Source organism: Micromonospora sp. NPDC049114, from assembly GCF_040648635.1.
Classification (GTDB): Bacteria; Actinomycetota; Actinomycetes; order Mycobacteriales; family Micromonosporaceae; genus Micromonospora.
On the sequence record NZ_JBEZEA010000021.1, the window covers coordinates 24,124 to 39,801 of the forward strand.

General features: G+C 71.9%; 16 protein-coding genes. 14 read left to right on the plus strand and 2 right to left on the minus strand.

Annotated elements, in window-relative coordinates; translation table 11 throughout:
- Nucleotides 1–218: 218 nt before the first annotated feature.
- Both rpmE and prfA read left to right on the plus strand, forming a co-directional pair.
- Nucleotides 219–443 (plus strand): 50S ribosomal protein L31, encoded by a 225-nt coding sequence (gene rpmE, locus AB0B39_RS31775; protein WP_007464546.1) that lies wholly within the window; start codon nucleotides 219–221, stop codon nucleotides 441–443.
- 126 nt (nucleotides 444–569) lie between these two features.
- Nucleotides 570–1,658, plus strand: a complete 1,089-nt coding sequence (prfA, locus tag AB0B39_RS31780; RefSeq protein WP_234588711.1) for a peptide chain release factor 1 — start codon at nucleotides 570–572, stop codon at nucleotides 1,656–1,658.
- 30 nt (nucleotides 1,659–1,688) lie between these two features.
- Here the strand turns inward: prfA and AB0B39_RS31785 are convergent, their stop codons facing one another.
- Nucleotides 1,689–3,236: a GGDEF domain-containing protein gene (locus AB0B39_RS31785; RefSeq protein ID WP_357576135.1), complete on the minus strand. Its 1,548-nt coding sequence runs from the start codon at nucleotides 3,234–3,236 to the stop codon at nucleotides 1,689–1,691.
- Between the two features lie 72 nt (nucleotides 3,237–3,308).
- Between AB0B39_RS31785 and prmC the strand changes: the two genes are divergently transcribed.
- The 4 genes from prmC (at nucleotide 3,309) to AB0B39_RS31805 (ending at nucleotide 7,736) form a co-directional block, all read left to right on the plus strand.
- Nucleotides 3,309–4,256: a peptide chain release factor N(5)-glutamine methyltransferase gene (gene prmC / locus AB0B39_RS31790; RefSeq protein ID WP_234588715.1), complete on the plus strand. Its 948-nt coding sequence runs from the start codon at nucleotides 3,309–3,311 to the stop codon at nucleotides 4,254–4,256.
- The gene (locus AB0B39_RS31795; protein ID WP_234588740.1) at nucleotides 4,256–4,903 is read left to right on the plus strand and encodes an L-threonylcarbamoyladenylate synthase; all 648 of its coding nucleotides are present in this window, start codon (nucleotides 4,256–4,258) and stop codon (nucleotides 4,901–4,903) included. Before prmC ends, AB0B39_RS31795 begins: the two co-directional genes overlap by 1 nt.
- Nucleotides 4,904–5,515: a phosphotyrosine protein phosphatase gene (locus tag AB0B39_RS31800; protein WP_234588716.1), complete on the plus strand. Its 612-nt coding sequence runs from the start codon at nucleotides 4,904–4,906 to the stop codon at nucleotides 5,513–5,515.
- A 106-nt stretch (nucleotides 5,516–5,621) separates the two neighbouring features.
- The gene (locus tag AB0B39_RS31805) at nucleotides 5,622–7,736 is read left to right on the plus strand and encodes a transglycosylase domain-containing protein (RefSeq protein WP_357495996.1); all 2,115 of its coding nucleotides are present in this window, start codon (nucleotides 5,622–5,624) and stop codon (nucleotides 7,734–7,736) included.
- 18 nt (nucleotides 7,737–7,754) lie between these two features.
- Here AB0B39_RS31805 and AB0B39_RS31810 read toward each other — a convergent pair whose 3' ends face one another.
- Nucleotides 7,755–9,218, minus strand: a complete 1,464-nt coding sequence (locus AB0B39_RS31810) for an SDR family oxidoreductase (RefSeq protein WP_357576136.1) — start codon at nucleotides 9,216–9,218, stop codon at nucleotides 7,755–7,757.
- 35 nt (nucleotides 9,219–9,253) lie between these two features.
- On the opposite strand from AB0B39_RS31810, the gene glyA reads away from it, so the two are divergent.
- The 8 genes from glyA to atpA all read left to right on the plus strand — a co-directional run bounded on the left by glyA (nucleotide 9,254) and on the right by atpA (nucleotide 15,678).
- Nucleotides 9,254–10,543 (plus strand): serine hydroxymethyltransferase, encoded by a 1,290-nt coding sequence (gene glyA / locus AB0B39_RS31815; protein ID WP_308195402.1) that lies wholly within the window; start codon nucleotides 9,254–9,256, stop codon nucleotides 10,541–10,543.
- Nucleotides 10,536–10,961: a hypothetical protein gene (locus AB0B39_RS31820; RefSeq protein WP_234588719.1), complete on the plus strand. Its 426-nt coding sequence runs from the start codon at nucleotides 10,536–10,538 to the stop codon at nucleotides 10,959–10,961. Before glyA ends, AB0B39_RS31820 begins: the two co-directional genes overlap by 8 nt.
- Nucleotides 10,962–11,154: 193 nt before the next feature.
- Complete coding sequence (locus AB0B39_RS31825; protein ID WP_124773539.1) at nucleotides 11,155–11,391, plus strand: AtpZ/AtpI family protein; 237 nt, start codon at nucleotides 11,155–11,157, stop codon at nucleotides 11,389–11,391.
- An 11-nt stretch (nucleotides 11,392–11,402) separates the two neighbouring features.
- Entirely contained in the window at nucleotides 11,403–12,200 is a 798-nt protein-coding gene (atpB, locus tag AB0B39_RS31830; protein WP_357496002.1) for a F0F1 ATP synthase subunit A, read from the plus strand.
- Nucleotides 12,201–12,263: 63 nt separating this feature from the next.
- Entirely contained in the window at nucleotides 12,264–12,491 is a 228-nt protein-coding gene (locus AB0B39_RS31835) for an ATP synthase F0 subunit C (RefSeq protein WP_074314047.1), read from the plus strand.
- Nucleotides 12,492–12,523: 32 nt separating this feature from the next.
- On the plus strand, nucleotides 12,524–13,063 hold the full coding sequence (locus AB0B39_RS31840) for a F0F1 ATP synthase subunit B (RefSeq protein ID WP_112584053.1): 540 nt from the start codon (nucleotides 12,524–12,526) through the stop codon (nucleotides 13,061–13,063).
- Nucleotides 13,063–13,884, plus strand: a complete 822-nt coding sequence (locus AB0B39_RS31845; RefSeq protein ID WP_357496004.1) for a F0F1 ATP synthase subunit delta — start codon at nucleotides 13,063–13,065, stop codon at nucleotides 13,882–13,884. The genes AB0B39_RS31840 and AB0B39_RS31845 overlap by 1 nt, the downstream gene beginning before the upstream one ends.
- A 141-nt stretch (nucleotides 13,885–14,025) precedes the next feature.
- On the plus strand, nucleotides 14,026–15,678 hold the full coding sequence (gene atpA / locus AB0B39_RS31850; protein ID WP_234588722.1) for a F0F1 ATP synthase subunit alpha: 1,653 nt from the start codon (nucleotides 14,026–14,028) through the stop codon (nucleotides 15,676–15,678).

Consider the following 15,678-nt stretch of genomic DNA (forward strand, 5'->3'; position numbering starts at 1 on the left):
CGGGTGGGCGAATGCCCGTCCGGGCGGCGGGAATGCGGACGGGGAGGCACGTGTTGACGATGCCGGACGAGGTGTGCGGCCCGCTTGCCGGGTTGGCTCAGGCCCATGGCACACTGGTCAATCGGCCACCGGTTCCGGTTCACGCCCGAGCCCGTCGTGTACGGCGCGACGAGCGATGACGGCGACCCGGCGACCACCAACGAGAGGACCGAGGCGAGATGAAGGCAAACATCCACCCGGAGTACGTGACCACCGAGGTCAGCTGCTCCTGTGGCAACACGTTCACGACCCGTAGCACCGCCAAGGGCGGGGCGATCCACGTCGAGACCTGCAGCGCCTGCCACCCGTTCTACACCGGTAAGCAGCGCGTTCTCGACACCGCCGGCCGGGTCGCGAAGTTCCAGCAGAAGTACGCCAAGGTTCAGGCCAAGAAGGCCAAGTAACTCCCCGTTCGGCGCCCGCGTCCGGTTTTCTGCCGGACGCGGGCGCCGTCCGCGTTTCGCCTGTTTCCACGCGCCGTCGGCTGTCGGGCCGGCCCGGTGTCGCACCGTCGAAGGAGCATCCGCAGCATGAGCAGCGAGCGTCTGGCCGGCCTCCTCGACGAGTACGCGGAGCTGGAGAAGCGGCTGGCCGACCCGGCCATCCACGCCGACCAGGCCACCGCGCGCCGGGTGGGCCGCCGGTACGCCGAGCTGGTGCCGCTGCACAAGGCCGCCGGTGAGCTGGAGCAGGCGCGCGCCGACCTGGCCGCGGCCCGCGAGTTGGCCGCCGAGGATCCCTCGTTCGCGGCCGAGACCGAGGCGATCGCTGCGTCCCTGCCGGGGCTGGAGGAGCGTCTCGCCGAGCTGCTCATCCCGCGTGACCCGCACGACGCCAAGGACGTGATCGTCGAGATCAAGGCCGGTGAGGGCGGCGAGGAGTCGGCGCTGTTCGCCGGCGACCTGCTGCGGATGTACACCCGGTACGCCGAGCGGCACGGCTGGATCACCGAGGTGATCGACGCGCAGGACTCGGATCTCGGCGGCGTCAAGGACGTGTCGCTGTCGATCAAGACGAAGGGCGTGCCCGAGGGTGGGAACGGCGTCTGGTCGCGGCTCAAGTGGGAGGGCGGCGTGCACCGGGTGCAGCGCGTCCCGGTCACCGAGTCGCAGGGCCGGATTCACACCAGCGCGGCCGGGGTGCTGGTGCTGCCGGAGGCCGAGGACGTCGACGTCACCATCGACGCGAACGACCTGCGCATCGACGTGTTCCGCTCGTCCGGCCCGGGCGGCCAGTCGGTGAACACCACCGACTCGGCGGTACGGATCACCCACCTGCCGACCGGCATCGTCGTCTCCTGCCAGAACGAGAAGTCCCAGTTGCAGAACCGGGAGCAGGCGATGCGGATCATGCGGGCCCGGCTGCTCGCCGCCGCGCAGGAGCAGGCCGACGCCGCCGCCTCGGACGCCCGCAAGGCCCAGGTTCGCACGGTGGACCGCTCGGAGCGGATCCGGACGTACAACTTCCCGCAGAACCGGATCACCGACCACCGGATCGGCTACACCGCGTACAACCTGGACCTGGCGCTCGCCGGCGACCTGGACGGGGTGCTGGACGCCCTGGCCGAGGCCGACCGCGCCGCCCGGCTGGCCGGCGACACCGAACTCACCCGCCGCTGACCACACCCCCGCTGCCGATCCCTGAGCGGGTCAGCTTGCGCGGGGGCGGGACTTCGCGCGCAGCATCTCCCGGTCGGCCTGTTCGAAGGCGACGCTGAGCGCGTCGCGCAACCCGCCGCCGCCGGAGACCTCCGCGAAGCCGATGCTCACCCCGACCGGGGTGCCCGGCACCAGGGACTCCCAGTCCTCGTTGCGTACCGCCGCCTCGATCCGGCGGGCCACCTCGGCGGCCTCGGTCATGCCGGTCTCCGGGAGCACCACCACGAACTCGTCCCCGCCGTAGCGGGCCACGAAGTCGCCCCGGCGCATCACCCGGTTGATCACCCCGGCGATGCGTTGCAGCACCAGGTCGCCGGAGTGGTGCCCGTGGCGGGTGTTCACCGCCTTGAAGCCGTCCAGGTCGCAGACGCCGATGACGACCCGCTCGCCCCGGGTGACGACAGCTGTGATGTACCGCTCCAGCCTGCGCCGGTTCGGCAGCCCGGTGAGCGGGTCGGTAAGCGCCTCGCCCTCGTACCGGGCGGCCTCCCGACGCATCTCCTCGTGGTCGATCCGGGCGGCGATGCCGTCGATGTAGACGTCCCGCAGCCGGTCGTTGCGTTGCGCGGCGAGCCGGAACGCCAGCCGGTCCGCCCGGTGCGCCGCCGAGTGGTCGCCGGCGCGGGCCAGCGCGATGCTGCGCAGCCGGGCCGGTTCGGCCGCGCCGAGCGTCTCGGTGGACACCCGGATGGTGTCCAGCCGGGCGACCGCCTCGATGGGTCGACCGTCCGCGACGGCCAGGCAGACCATGCCGAGCTGTCGCATGTCCCGCGCACGGGCGCTGTCCCCGCCGTGGCTGAGCAGGTGGGGCGGCTGGGTCTCGCCGGTCGGCTCCAGCGGGTCGCCGAGCGCGGCCTGACGTGCCGCCGAGTATCCGTACGCGGCGAGGCTGCTCGGGCGCAGTCGGCTGGCCCGCCCGCTGCGGACGAACCGGGCGAGGTCGGCGGCGACGTCCCGCAGCACCCGCAGGCAGCCGTCGCTGTCCCCGTTGTGGTCCAGGGCCACCGCGTTGCGCAGTCGGATGCCCGGTGCCGCGAACGTCTCCTCCGGGATTCCGGCGGTCACCCCGAGCTGCCGTGCGCGTTCGATCGCGCCCAGGGCGTAGCCGTGGAAGCTGAGGTAGCTGTAGGCCATCGCGAGGTCGTGCCAGCCCCACGCGGTGTCCCGGTCCGGGTCCTCCACGGCGCCGAGCGCCCGGGCGGCCTTGACGAGGTGGGTGACGCAGCGGTCCAGTGCGCCCTGATGGTGCGCGGCGAGCGCGGCCAGCGCGTTGAGGTGCCCGTGCAGGTAGGGCTCGGCGAGATCGCGGACGGCCGCCGACGCCTCCTCGATGGCCCTGGTGAACTCCGCCGTCCGACCGAGATTGATCAGCGCCGAGAGGCGCTGCACCAGGGCGTCCGCACGGGCCGCCGGGTCGGTGGTGGTGCGGATCACCCGCTCCAGCAACGCGTACGACTCCGCGGAGCGACTTGCTTCTTGCAAAGCCCGCGCCTGCGTGAGGGTGTCAACCTGGTCCTCGACCCGGTCGAGCCAGCCCACCCACAACCTCCTGCCGTGTGCGTCTTGACGCACCCGTTCGTGGCGTCGTCCGTGACGCCTCATGATTGTCGCGTGACCACTCTGCCGCAACACCCCCCCGAAGGGACAGGCCGTACCCGTCCGTCCGCCGCGGTCGCCCGCGCGGCGCGGGCGCTCGCCGCCGCCGGGGTGGGTCCGGCGCGCGTGGAGGCCGAGCTGCTGGCGGCGTACGTGCTGGGGGTGCCCCGGGGTCGGCTGGCGCTCGCCGACGACCTGGACGACACCCAGCTGGCCCGGCTCGACGAGCTGGTCGGCCGTCGCGCCGGTCGGGAGCCGTTGCAGCACCTGACGGGTCGGGCCGGATTCCGGCATCTGGACCTGGCTGTCGGTCCGGGCGTCTTCGTGCCCCGCCCGGAGACGGAGCTGCTGGCGGGCTGGGGTGTCGAGCAGGGCCGGGGCAGACCCGGGCCGCTGGTCGTGGACCTGTGCAGCGGCACCGGCGCGATCGCCCTGGCGGTGGCGCAGGAGCTGCCCGGCGCGCGGGTGATCGCTGTCGAGCGGTCCGCGGCGGCACTGGTGTGGCTGCGCCGCAACGCCGCCGAGCGGGCCGCCGCGGGCGACCGGCCGATCGAGGTGGTCGAGGCCGACGTGACGGCGCCGGACCTGCTGGAGCACCTGGTGGGACGGGTGGACGTGCTGCTCTGCAACCCGCCGTACGTGCCGGTGGAGGTGGTGGTGCCGCCGGAGGTGGCCGCGCACGATCCGGCGGAGGCGGTCTTCGGCGGCCTGGACGGTCTGGCGGTGATCCGGCCGGTGATCAGCCGGGCGGCGGCGCTGCTGCGTCCCGGCGGCGTCATCGGGGTCGAGCACGACGACACGCACGACGTGGCGGTGCCGGCGCTGTTCGCCTCCGACGGCCGCTTCGAGGCCGTCACGGAGCATCCGGACCTCACCGGCCGCCCTCGTTACGCCACCGCGTCCCGACGGGCGGACGGCCAGCACACCGGGTCCGGGCCGGCGTGGCAGACTGACTCCTCGTGATGCTCTACGACTGCCGGTCGCCCGCCGATCGGGACCGCGGCATCGCTGCGGCCATCGAGGCGGTCAAGAACGGCGAGCTGGTCGTCCTCCCGACGGACACCGTCTACGGGATCGGCGCGGACGCGTTCACGCCCTACGCGGTCAAGGCGCTGCTGGACGCGAAGGGCCGGGGCCGGCAGATGCCGCCGCCGGTGTTGATCGGTTCGCGCCACACCCTGGACGGGTTGGTCTTCTCGCTGCCCACGGCGGCACGGGACCTGGTGGAGGCGTTCTGGCCGGGTGCGCTGACGATCGTGGTCGAGCACTCGCCGAGCCTGCAGTGGGATCTGGGCGACAAGACGGGCACGGTGGCGGTGCGGATGCCGCTGCACCCGGTCGCCCTGGAGGTGCTGCGGGAGACCGGGCCGATGGCGGTCTCCTCGGCCAACAAGACGGGGCAGCCGGCGGCGGTGACCGCCGAGGAGGCACGTGACCAGCTCAGCTACTCGGTGCGTGCGTACCTGGAGGCCGGGCCCTGCCCGGATCCGGTGCCGAGCACGATCGTGGACCTGACCGGCGAGGTGCCGCAGTTGCTGCGGGCCGGCGCGATCCCGCTGGAGAAGCTGCGCGACGTCGTCCCGGACCTCCTCGACGTCCAGGGGGCCTGAGTGCCCCCGTTCACCGTCCTGCACGTCTGCATGGGCAACATCTGTCGTTCGCCGATGGCCGAGCGACTGCTCGCCCTCGCGGTGCGGGAGCGGCTGACCCGGCGTGCGCAGGACCCGGCCGCCGCCGAGGAGCTGGTGCACAGCCACAGCGCCGGCACCGGCGGCTGGCACGCGGGCGAGGAGATGAACCCCCCGGCGGCGCGACAGGTCATCGACCGTGGCGGCGCCGTCGAGGGGTTCGCGGCGCGCAAGCTGCGCTCGGACCACATCGACGCCGCCGACCTGATCCTGACGGCAACGGCCGACCAGCAGGAGTACGTGGTCGCGCTCCGTCCGGACGCGGCGGCCCGCACCTTCGTGCTGGGTGAGTTCGGCCGGCTGCTCGCCGCGGTGGACGCCGCCGCGTTGCCGGCGGCCGAGGCGACCCCGGAGGCGGTGTACGCCCGGGGCGTGGCGGTGGTGGCGGCGGCGCACGACAACCGGCTGGGCGCCTCGGCGCTGCCCACCGACGATCTCGACGATCCCTGGGGGCGCGGCGACCAGTGCTTCACCCGGGTCGCGGACGAGATCGAGGAGACGGTCCACCCGCTGGCCGCCGCGCTGCTGCCCTGAGCGTCGTGCGAGTTTCCTCCGGGTTTGGGGAAAACCAGGGGCGAAAGGGGCGTTCCGGGTCATTCTGAACGGGTCCTAGCGTGACCGGCTCCTGCGGGGAGAGCTGATGATCCGGGCCCGACTCGACAAACTGATGACCGTGGTGATCGCCGGTGTGCTGGCCGGTCTGGTGCTGGCCGGAGCCGCCCTACCCGCGGCCCTGGTCTTCGGAATCGGCTTCAGCGCCCTGTCCACGCCCTACTCGGAGCTGCCCAGCACGCTGCGCACGCCGCCCACCGCCCAGCGCTCCAACCTGTACGCCAACGACGGCACCACCCTGATCACGTCCTTCTACCAGGAGGACCGGGTGGACGTTCCGCTGCGTGAGGTCGCCCCGGTGATGCGCCAGGCCATCGTGGCCGCCGAGGACGTGCGGTTCTACCAGCACAGCGGGGTGGACCTGCGCGGCGTGGTGCGCGCCTTCACGGTGAACAAGCGGGACGGCAAGACCCGGCAGGGCGCCTCCACCCTGACCATGCAGTACGTCCGCAACGTGCTCAGCAGCGACCCCCGGCTCACCGAGCGGCAGCGGCAGGCGGCCACCGAGGTCACCACCGCCCGCAAGCTCCAGGAGATGCGGTACGCGCTGGCGCTGGAGCGGGAGCTGAGCAAGGAGGACATCCTCACCCGCTATCTCAACATCGCCTACTTCGGGGCCGGGGCGTACGGGATCGCGGCGGCCAGCAAGCGCTACTTCTCCCGCTCGCCTGCCGAGTTGACCCTGGCCCAGGCCGCGCTGCTGGCCGGGCTGGTCCGCTCGCCGGACAGCGACGACCCGATCAACGGGGACGCCGACGCCGCCCTGGGCCGACGGACGTACGTGCTCGAGCGGCTGGTCGAGACCGGTCAGGTGCCGGCCGACGCGGCGGCGGCCGCGCAGGCCGAGCCGTTGCAGCTGCGCCCCAGCGAGACGCCGAACGACTGCACGGGGGTGCCCGACGGGCACAACGACTGGGGCTTCTTCTGCGACTGGTTCACCCGCTGGTGGAGCAGCCAGTCGGCGTTCGGGTCGAGTGCCGACGAGCGGCAGCGCACGTTGCGCCGGGGCGGCTTCTCCATCGTCTCGTCACTGGACCCGGCCGTGCAGCGGGCCACCACCCAGCAGGTGCTCAAGATCTACCGCCCGACCGAGGCGCGGGCGGTGCCGACCGCCGTGGTGCAGCCCGGCACCGGCCGGGTGCTGGCGATGTCGGTGAACCGCACCTACAGCGTCGCGGACAACCCGGTCGGGCAGAAGAACCACCCGAACACGGTCAACCAGCTCGTCGCCGGCGGCGGGGCCATCGACGGCTACCAGGGCGGCTCGACGTTCAAGCTCTTCGCCATGCTTGCCGCGCTGGAGTCCGGGCTGCCGCTGTCGACCGAGTTCACGGCGCCGACCCAACTGCTCACCCGGTTCCCGGTGACGGGGGCGGGCAGCTGCGACGGCCGCTGGTGCCCGTCGAACGCCAACCCTTCGTCGATGGACGGCCCGCGCACCATGTGGACCGCGTTCGGCAGGTCGGTGAACACGTACTTCGCGTGGCTGACCGAGCGGGTCGGCGCCGACCGGGTGGTGGAGATGGCCGAGCGGCTCGGCATCGTGCTGCGGGCCGACTCCGACGAGCGGCTGGCCCGCTACGGCGCGAAGGACTGGGGCCCGTTCACCCTGGGCGTGGCCGCGACGACCCCGCTGGACCTGGCGACGGCGTACGCCACGGTGGCGGCCGAGGGGACGTGGTGCGCGCCGCTGCCGGTGGTCTCGATCAGCGACTCGGCCGGCCGGCCGGTGGACGCCGCCAAGCCGGACTGTCGACAGGCGCTCGACGCCGACGTGGCGCGTGCGGCGGCGGACGCGGCCCGCTGCCCGGTGGGCGACCAGTCGATGTACGGGCGGTGCGACGGAGCCACGGCGCCCGACCTGCGTTCCCGGCTGGGCCGCCCGGTGGCCGGCAAGACCGGCAGCTCCGAGCGGTACGAGACGGAGACGGTGGTGGCCTTCACCCCGCAGTTGGCGGTCGCCTCGATGGCGGCCAACCCCGACGACCCGCGTGACGCGGTCGGTCAGGCGGTGCAGGCCCAGATGGTGACCGCGGTGGGGGAGGTGCTCGGCGTCGCCCTGCGCGACCAGCCGGTACGCGACTTCGTCCCGCCGAGCGAACGCGCCGCCTTCCAGGTCACCGGCGCCCGCACCGGCAACTGACCGGTCCCGGCGGGCGGGTCAGGGCGCCTGTTCGGCGTTGCGGGCGATGTTGCGGGCCATGCCGCCGAAGACCACCGCGTGGAACGGGGCCACCGACCCCCAGTAGGCGTGTCCGGCCAGCCCGCGGGGCAGGAAGACCGCGCGCTGCTGGTAGCGGCTGCGTCCGTCGTCGGCGGGCAGCGCCCGCATCTCCAGCCAGGCGCGGCCGGGCAGGCGCATCTCCGCGCGCAGCCGCAGCAGCTCACCCGGGACGATCTCCTCCACCCGCCAGAAGTCCAGCGCCTCGCCGACCTGGAGGCGGTGCGGGTCACGCCGGCCCCGCCGCAGCCCCACCCCGCCGACCAGCCGGTCCAGCCAGCCGCGTACCGACCAGGCGAGGGGGAACGAATACCAGCCGTGCTCGCCGCCGACGCCCTCGATGACCCGCCAGAGGGCCGCCGGTGACGCGTCCACCGTCTGCTCCCGGAAATCGGTGTACGCGGTGCCACCGGACCAGTCCGGGTCGGTGGGCAGCGGCTCGGCCGGCGCGTCCGGACCGCTCGCGGTGGACCAGCGGGTCTCCACCTGGGCGTCGCGCACCTTGGCCAGCGCCAACGCCACCGCGTCGTCGAACCCGGTGAGGCCGTCCGGTGGGTCGGGCACGTACCGGGCGATGTCGTGTTCGTGCGCCACGGCCTCGTGGATCAGGCTCTCCACCAGCGGTCGGGCGATCTTGTTCGGCACCGGGGTGATCAGCCCGACCCAGTGCGAGGACAACGACGGGGTGAGCGGGCGGACCGGCACGATGATCCGCCGGCGCAGACCGGCCACCCGGGCGTACCGCTGCATCATGTCGCGGAAGGTGAGCACGTCCGGACCGCCGATGTCGAAGCCGCGATTGACCTCCGGCGGCAGCGTGGTGCAGCCGGCCAGGTAGCGCAGCACGTCGCGGACCGCGATCGGCTGGATCCGGTTGCCGACCCACCGGGGGGTGACCATTGCGGGCAGCCGCTCGGTCAGGTAGCGCAGCATCTCGAACGACGCCGAGCCGGACCCGATGATCACTGCGGCGCGGAGCACCGCCGTGGGCACCCCGCTGGCCAGCAGGATCCGACCCACCTCGGCGCGGGACCGCAGGTGCGGCGAGGGGACCTCGGCGTCGGCCGCCGGCTCCGGCCCGCCCAGATACACGATCCGGCGTACGCCGGCAGCGCGGGCCGCCGCCGCGAAGTTGGTCGCCGCCTCCCGGTCGGCGGCCTCGAAGTCCTCGCGGCCCAGCGAGTGCACCAGGAAGTACGCGACGTCGACGTCGGCGAACGCGGCGGGCAGCGTCTCCGGGTGGCTCAGGTCGCCCTCGACGATCTCGGCCGCCGCGGCCCAGGGCACGTCACGCAGCCGTACCGCCTTGCGGGCGAGGCAACGCACGGTGTGCCCGTCGGCGAGCAGCAGCGGCGTCAGCCGCCCGCCGATGTATCCGGTGGCTCCGGTGACGAGGCATCTCACGGCTCCCAGTCTGCGGCCCCCTAGACTCGTTCGCTGTGGAGACCGAGACGAGCACCTTCTGGGGGCCGGATTTCGCGCAGCTCAGGGCCACTGATCCGGAGATCGCCGCTGTGGTCCTCGGCGAACTGGACCGGTTGCGCGGCGGCCTGCAGCTCATCGCCAGCGAGAACCTGACCTCGCCGGCGGTGCTGGCCGCGCTCGGATCGACGCTCACCAACAAGTACGCCGAGGGCTACCCGGGCCGGCGCTACTACGGCGGCTGCGCCGAGGTGGACCGGGCCGAGGAGATCGGCATCGCCCGCGCCAAGGAGCTCTTCGGGGCCGAGCACGCCAACCTCCAGCCGCACTCGGGGGCGAGCGCCAACCTGGCCGCGTACGCCGCGCTGGTGCAGCCGGGGGACACGGTGCTGGCGATGGACCTGCCGCACGGCGGGCACCTCACCCACGGCAGCCGGGTGAACTTCTCCGGCAAGTGGTTCCGCCCGGTCGGTTACCCGGTCCGGCCGGACACCGAGCTGATCGACTACGACGAGGTACGCGACCTGGCCCGGACGCACCGGCCCAAGCTGATCATCTGTGGCGCGACCGCGTACCCCCGGCTGATCGACTTCGCCCGGTTCCGGGAGATCGCCGACGAGGTCGGCGCGTACCTGATGGTGGACGCCGCGCACTTCATCGGCCTGGTGGCCGGGCGGGCCATTCCGTCCCCGGTGCCGTACGCCGACGTCGTCTGCGCCACCACCCACAAGGTCCTGCGTGGCCCGCGCGGCGGCATGATCCTCTGCCGCGAGTCGCTGGCCCAGCGGATCGACAAGGCGGTCTTCCCGTTCACCCAGGGTGGCCCGCTAATGCACGCGGTGGCGGCGAAGGCGGTCGCGCTGCGCGAGGCCGCCCAGCCGGAGTTCCAGACGTACGCCCGCCAGGTGGTCAGCAACGCGCAGGCGCTCGCGGCCGGGCTGGCCGACGAGGGGATGCGCCCGGTGTCCGGCGGCACGGACAGCCACCTGGCCCTGATCGACCTGCGGGAGCTGGGGGTGACCGGCGCGGAGGCCGAGGCCCGGTGCGACGCCGCCGCGATCACGCTCAACAAGAACGCCATCCCATACGATCCGCAGCCGCCGCTGGTGGCCTCCGGCATCCGGGTGGGCACGCCGAGCGTCACCACCCAGGGGATGCGCGAGGGTGAGCTGCGGCAGGTGGCCGCCCTGATCGCGCGTGCGGTGCGCGCCGACCCGGGCGCACCCGGTGGCGCCGACGCGCTGACCCGGATCGGCGCCGAGGTGGCCGAGCTGGCCGCGGCCTTCCCGGCGTACCCCCGTGGCTGAGCCCGGGGTGGTCGAGCCCGCCGCCGACCGGCGGTGGCGGTTGCGGCACCTGCCGGTGCTCCTGGGCGCGTCGCTGGCGCTGGCCGTTGTCGCGGCGGTCGTCGGCGCGGTGACCGGCGGCGCGACAGCAGCGTTCGGCGCGGCGGCCGGGGTGGGCGTCACGGTGCTCAGCTACACGCTGACCACGGTGGTGCTGGCCCGGGCGGACCAGGTCAACCCGCAGCTGCTGCTGCCGCTCGGCGTGGGCCTGTACGTGCTGAAGTTCACCCTGTTGGGTGTCGTGCTGGTGGCGGTGGCCTCGACCGGCTGGGCCGGGTTGATTCCTCTTTGCCTCGGCATCGTCGCCGGGGTGGCAGTGTGGACAGCGGTGCACCTCTGGTGGCTGACCAGGGTGTACGCCCACCGGCCACGGGACTGACCTGGCGATCGGCCGGCCCGCCGTCCCAACCAGCGGACGCGCCGCAATGTGTCGGCCTCCGGTCATTTTCCGACGGGCGGAAGGGGAGTAGCGTGCCCACAGACGACGGCGCCCACGAGATGCCCACACAACGATGGTTGTGCGGGGGGTGAGGCACAGCCTCGTCTTCCCGGCTGATATCGTTCGCCCCGTCATGGCTGATGACCAAACCCCCCGCCCCGCCGGTGAACCGGACGACTATCCGTCCGGCGCCGGTCAGGGTTGGACCGCGCTCAGCTACCTCATCGGAGGCATGCTCGTGTGGGGTTTCATCGGCTGGCTGGTCGACCAGTGGCTCGACACCGGTGGCGTCGCCACCGGGATCGGCTTCGTGCTCGGCATGGCTGGGGGAGTCATCCTGGTCATCCGCCGACTCGGCACGCCTACTTAGGAAGGGACGCGGTGTTCGGACAGGCGAACGTCCTGGCAGCGGGCCAGGCGGCATTCCCACCCAGCGTGGACGACTTCTACCTGCCCGCGATCGTGCCCTGGGGCGCGGAGAACGCGCCGTGGTTCACCAAGTTCACGCTGATGATCTGGCTCGCGGTCGGCGTCCTGATCATCTTTTTCCTGGCGACCTATCGGAACCCGAAGCTGGTGCCGACCAAGAAGCAGTGGTTCGCCGAGTCGATCTACGGCTTCGTGCGCAACAACATCTCGGTCGACATGATCGGGCACCAGGGCGTGCGGTTCGCCCCCTACTTCACGACGCTCTTCTGCTTCGTGCTGCTGACGAACGCGTTCGCGATCATCCCGTTCTTCCAGATCTCGCCGAACTCGCACATCGCCTTCCCGGCGATCCTCGCGGTGATCAGCTACGTGCTGTTCAACTACATCGGCATCCGGCACCACGGGTTCGGCAAATACTTCAAGCACGCCCTGATCCCGCCGGCACCGTGGTACATCCTGCCGCTGCTGATCCCGATCGAGGCGTTCTCGACCTTCATCATCCGGCCGTTCTCGCTGGCCGTCCGTCTCTTCGCGAACATGTTCGCCGGCCACATGCTCCTGCTGGTCTTCACGCTCGGCGGCTTCGCGATGCTCAACGCCAACGCCTGGCTGGCGCCCGTATCGGTGGTCTCCTGGGTGATGACCGTGGCGCTGACCCTTCTCGAGGCGCTGGTCATCGTCCTGCAGGCCTACGTCTTCACGGTGCTGAGCGCCAGCTACATCCAGGGCGCGCTCGCCGAAGAGCACTGATCCACGCACCAACCGTTGTCGTCCCGCGTGAGAGTCACGCGTGATAACCAGGAGGAACCACTAATGGATTACGTCGCCGCGGTAGAGGGCAGCACCGCCGCCATCGGCTACGGCCTCGCGGCCATCGGCCCGGGCATCGGCGTTGGCCTGGTCTTCGCCGCCTACATCCAGTCGACCGCCCGGCAGCCCGAGTCGTCGCGCATGACCCTGCCGTACGTCTGGATCGGCTTCGCCGTCATCGAGGCGCTGGCGCTGTTCGGCATCGCCTTCGGCTTCATCTGGGCCGGCTGATTCCACCCCTTCCGACCGGGAGGTCACCCATGTTGTTCCTCCTCGCCGCCGAGGGTGGTGAGTCAGACCACAACCCGATCATTCCGATCTGGCAAGAGATCGTGGTCGGCACTGTCGCCTTCGCCGTGCTCTGCTTCGTGCTGATGAAGTTCGTCTTCCCCCGTATGGAGCAGACGTTCCAGGCCCGGGTCGACGCGATCGAGGGTGGCATCAAGCGCGCCGAGGCCGCCCAGGCCGAGGCGAACCAGCTGCTTGAGCAGTACCGGGCCCAGCTCGCTGAGGCCCGCACCGACGCCGCCAAGATCCGTGACGACGCGCGGGCCGACGCCGAGGGGATCCGGCAGGACATCCTCGCCAAGGCGCGGGAAGAGTCAGACCGGGTCATCCAGGCCGGTAAGGACGCGCTCGCCGCCGAGCGGGCCACCATCGTGCGTGAGCTGCGTGCCGAGGTCGGCACGATCGCGGTGGACCTGGCCAGCAAGATCGTTGGCGAGTCGCTGGCCGACGAGGCGCGACGCAAGGGCACCGTCGACCGGTTCCTGAGCGGCCTCGAGAGCACGGGGGCCCGCTGATGCAGGCCGCCAGCCGGGAGTCGTACAAGGTCGCGGCCGAGCGCCTCGACGCGTACGTCCGCGGCGCGGAGCCGTCGGCGGTGGCCTCCACCGCCGACGCCATCCTCTCCGTGGCGACCCTGCTGCGGCGTGAGCCGCGGCTGCGCCGGGCGCTGTCCGAGCCGGCCCGCTCCGGCGCGGACCGCGGCGCTCTGCTCGGCGACATGCTGGGCGGGCGGATCGGCGCCGACGCGCTCGACCTGCTCGTGTCGCTGGTCTCCGGCCGCTGGTCGGCGCCGTCGGAGTTGCTCGACGGCACCGAACGCCTGGGCGTGGAGGCGCTGCTGGCCAGCGCCGACTCCGCCGGCGAGCTGGGCGAGGTCGAGGACGAGCTGTTCCGCTTCGGTCAGGTCGTGACGGGTCAGTCGGCGCTGAGCAACGCGTTGGCCGACCCGGCCGCCCCGGTCGAGCGGCGGGCCACCCTGGCCCGTGAGCTGCTCGCCGACAAGGCCCACCCGGTCACCGTCCGCCTCGTCGAGGTGGCGCTGAGCGGGTTCGGTGGACGCTCCTTCATCGGGGCGCTCACCCGGCTGGTCGAACTGGCCGCCGACCGGCGGGACCGGCAGGTGGCGTACGTGACCGTCGCGGCCCCGTTGAGTGACGAGGACGAGCGTCGGCTGGGTGCGAGCCTCACCGCGATATACGGTCGAGAGGTCTCCGTCAAGCAGACGGTCGACCCCGCCGTTCTCGGTGGCGTGAGCGTCCGGGTCGGCTCCGACCTGTACGACGGCACGATCCTGCGCCGCCTCAACGAGACCCGCAACGCGCTCGCGAAGCGCTGAACGGCATCGCCGCCCCGCGGCTGAGCGGCTCCGCCGCACAGTGCCGGGGTGGCTCCGCCGCCCAACGCCTGGATTGACAGACGCCATTCGGACCGGTTGGTACTAGGTATCCCGGGCCCCTGAATTTTAAGGAAGCAGAGGATGGCCGAGCTGACCATCTCGACGGAGGAGATCCGCGGCGCCCTGGAGCGCTACGTCTCCTCCTACTCGTCCGACGTCTCCCGCGAGGAGGTCGGCACCGTCGCCGACACCGGCGACGGCATCGCCCACGTCGAGGGCCTTCCCTCGACCAAGACCAACGAGCTCCTGGAGTTCGAGGACGGCACGCTCGGCGTGGCGTTGAACCTCGACGTCCGGGAGATCGGCGTCGTCGTCCTGGGTGACTCCGCCAAGCTGGAGGAGGGGCAGCGCGTCAAGCGCACCGACCGGGTGCTCTCGGTTCCGGTCGGCGACGCCTTCCTCGGCCGCGTGGTCAACGCGCTCGGCCAGCCGATCGACGGTCTCGGCGACATCGCCGACGAGGGCTACCGCGAGCTGGAGCTGCAGGCTCCGAACGTGATGTCCCGGCAGTCGGTGTTCGAGCCGCTGCAGACCGGCATCAAGGCGATCGACGCGATGACGCCGATCGGTCGGGGTCAGCGGCAGCTGATCATCGGCGACCGCAAGACCGGCAAGACCACAGTCGCCCTGGATGCCATCCTCAACCAGCGGGACAACTGGAAGACCGGCGACCCGAAGAAGCAGGTTCGCTGCATCTACGTCGCCATCGGCCAGAAGGCCTCCACGATCGCCTCGATCAAGGGCCAGCTGGAGGAGGCCGGCGCGATGGAGTACACCACCATCGTGGCCTCCCCGGCGTCCGACCCGGCCGGCTTCAAGTACATCGCCCCGTACACCGGCTCGTCCATCGGGCAGCACTGGATGTACGGCGGCAAGCACGTCCTGATCGTCTTCGACGACCTGAGCAAGCAGGCCGAGGCGTACCGGGCCGTGTCGCTGCTGCTGCGTCGCCCGCCGGGCCGCGAGGCGTACCCGGGTGACGTCTTCTACCTGCACTCCCGCCTGCTGGAGCGCTGCGCGAAGCTCTCCGACGAGCTGGGTGGCGGCTCGATGACCGGTCTGCCGATCATCGAGACGAAGGCCAACGACATCTCGGCCTTCATCCCGACCAACGTCATCTCGATCACCGACGGCCAGATCTTCCTGGAGACCGACCTGTTCAACCAGGGCGTCCGTCCGGCGATCAACGTCGGCACCTCGGTCTCCCGGGTCGGTGGCGCCGCGCAGGTGAAGCCGATGCGCAAGGTCGCCGGTTCGCTGCGGCTCAACCTGGCCCAGTACCGCGAGCTGGAGGCGTTCGCCGCCTTCGCCTCCGACCTGGACAAGGCATCCCGGGCCCAGCTGGACCGCGGTGTCCGGCTTGTCGAGCTGCTCAAGCAGCCGAACTACTCGCCGTTCCCGGTGCAGGAAGAGGTCGTCACGGTCTGGGCCGGCACCGAGGGCAAGCTGGACGACATCCCGGTGGGGGAGATCCGGCGCTTCGAGTCGGAGTTCCTCCAGTACCTGCGGCACAAGCACGCGGGTGTGCTGGCGTCGATCGCCGACAACCAGTGGGGCGACGACATCATCGGCTCCCTGGACACCGCGATCACCGAGTTCAAGCAGGTCTTCCTCGGTAAGGCGGACGAGCGCAAGGTCAACGACGCGCCGGCCGCGCCGCTGGAGGGTGAGCAGAACCGCGAGACGGTGACCCGCTTCCGCGACGGCACGACCGACCGCCCGGCCGAGAGCTGA

Coding starts and splice junctions, on each gene's coding strand:
- rpmE (WP_007464546.1), top strand. CDS start 219: ATGAAGGCAAACATCCACCCGGAGTACGTGACCACCGAGGTCAGCTGC.
- prfA (WP_234588711.1), top strand. CDS start 570: ATGAGCAGCGAGCGTCTGGCCGGCCTCCTCGACGAGTACGCGGAGCTG.
- AB0B39_RS31795 (WP_234588740.1), top strand. CDS start 4,256: ATGCTCTACGACTGCCGGTCGCCCGCCGATCGGGACCGCGGCATCGCT.
- AB0B39_RS31805 (WP_357495996.1), top strand. CDS start 5,622: ATGATCCGGGCCCGACTCGACAAACTGATGACCGTGGTGATCGCCGGT.
- AB0B39_RS31825 (WP_124773539.1), top strand. CDS start 11,155: ATGGCTGATGACCAAACCCCCCGCCCCGCCGGTGAACCGGACGACTAT.
- AB0B39_RS31835 (WP_074314047.1), top strand. CDS start 12,264: ATGGATTACGTCGCCGCGGTAGAGGGCAGCACCGCCGCCATCGGCTAC.
- AB0B39_RS31845 (WP_357496004.1), top strand. CDS start 13,063: ATGCAGGCCGCCAGCCGGGAGTCGTACAAGGTCGCGGCCGAGCGCCTC.
- atpA (WP_234588722.1), top strand. CDS start 14,026: ATGGCCGAGCTGACCATCTCGACGGAGGAGATCCGCGGCGCCCTGGAG.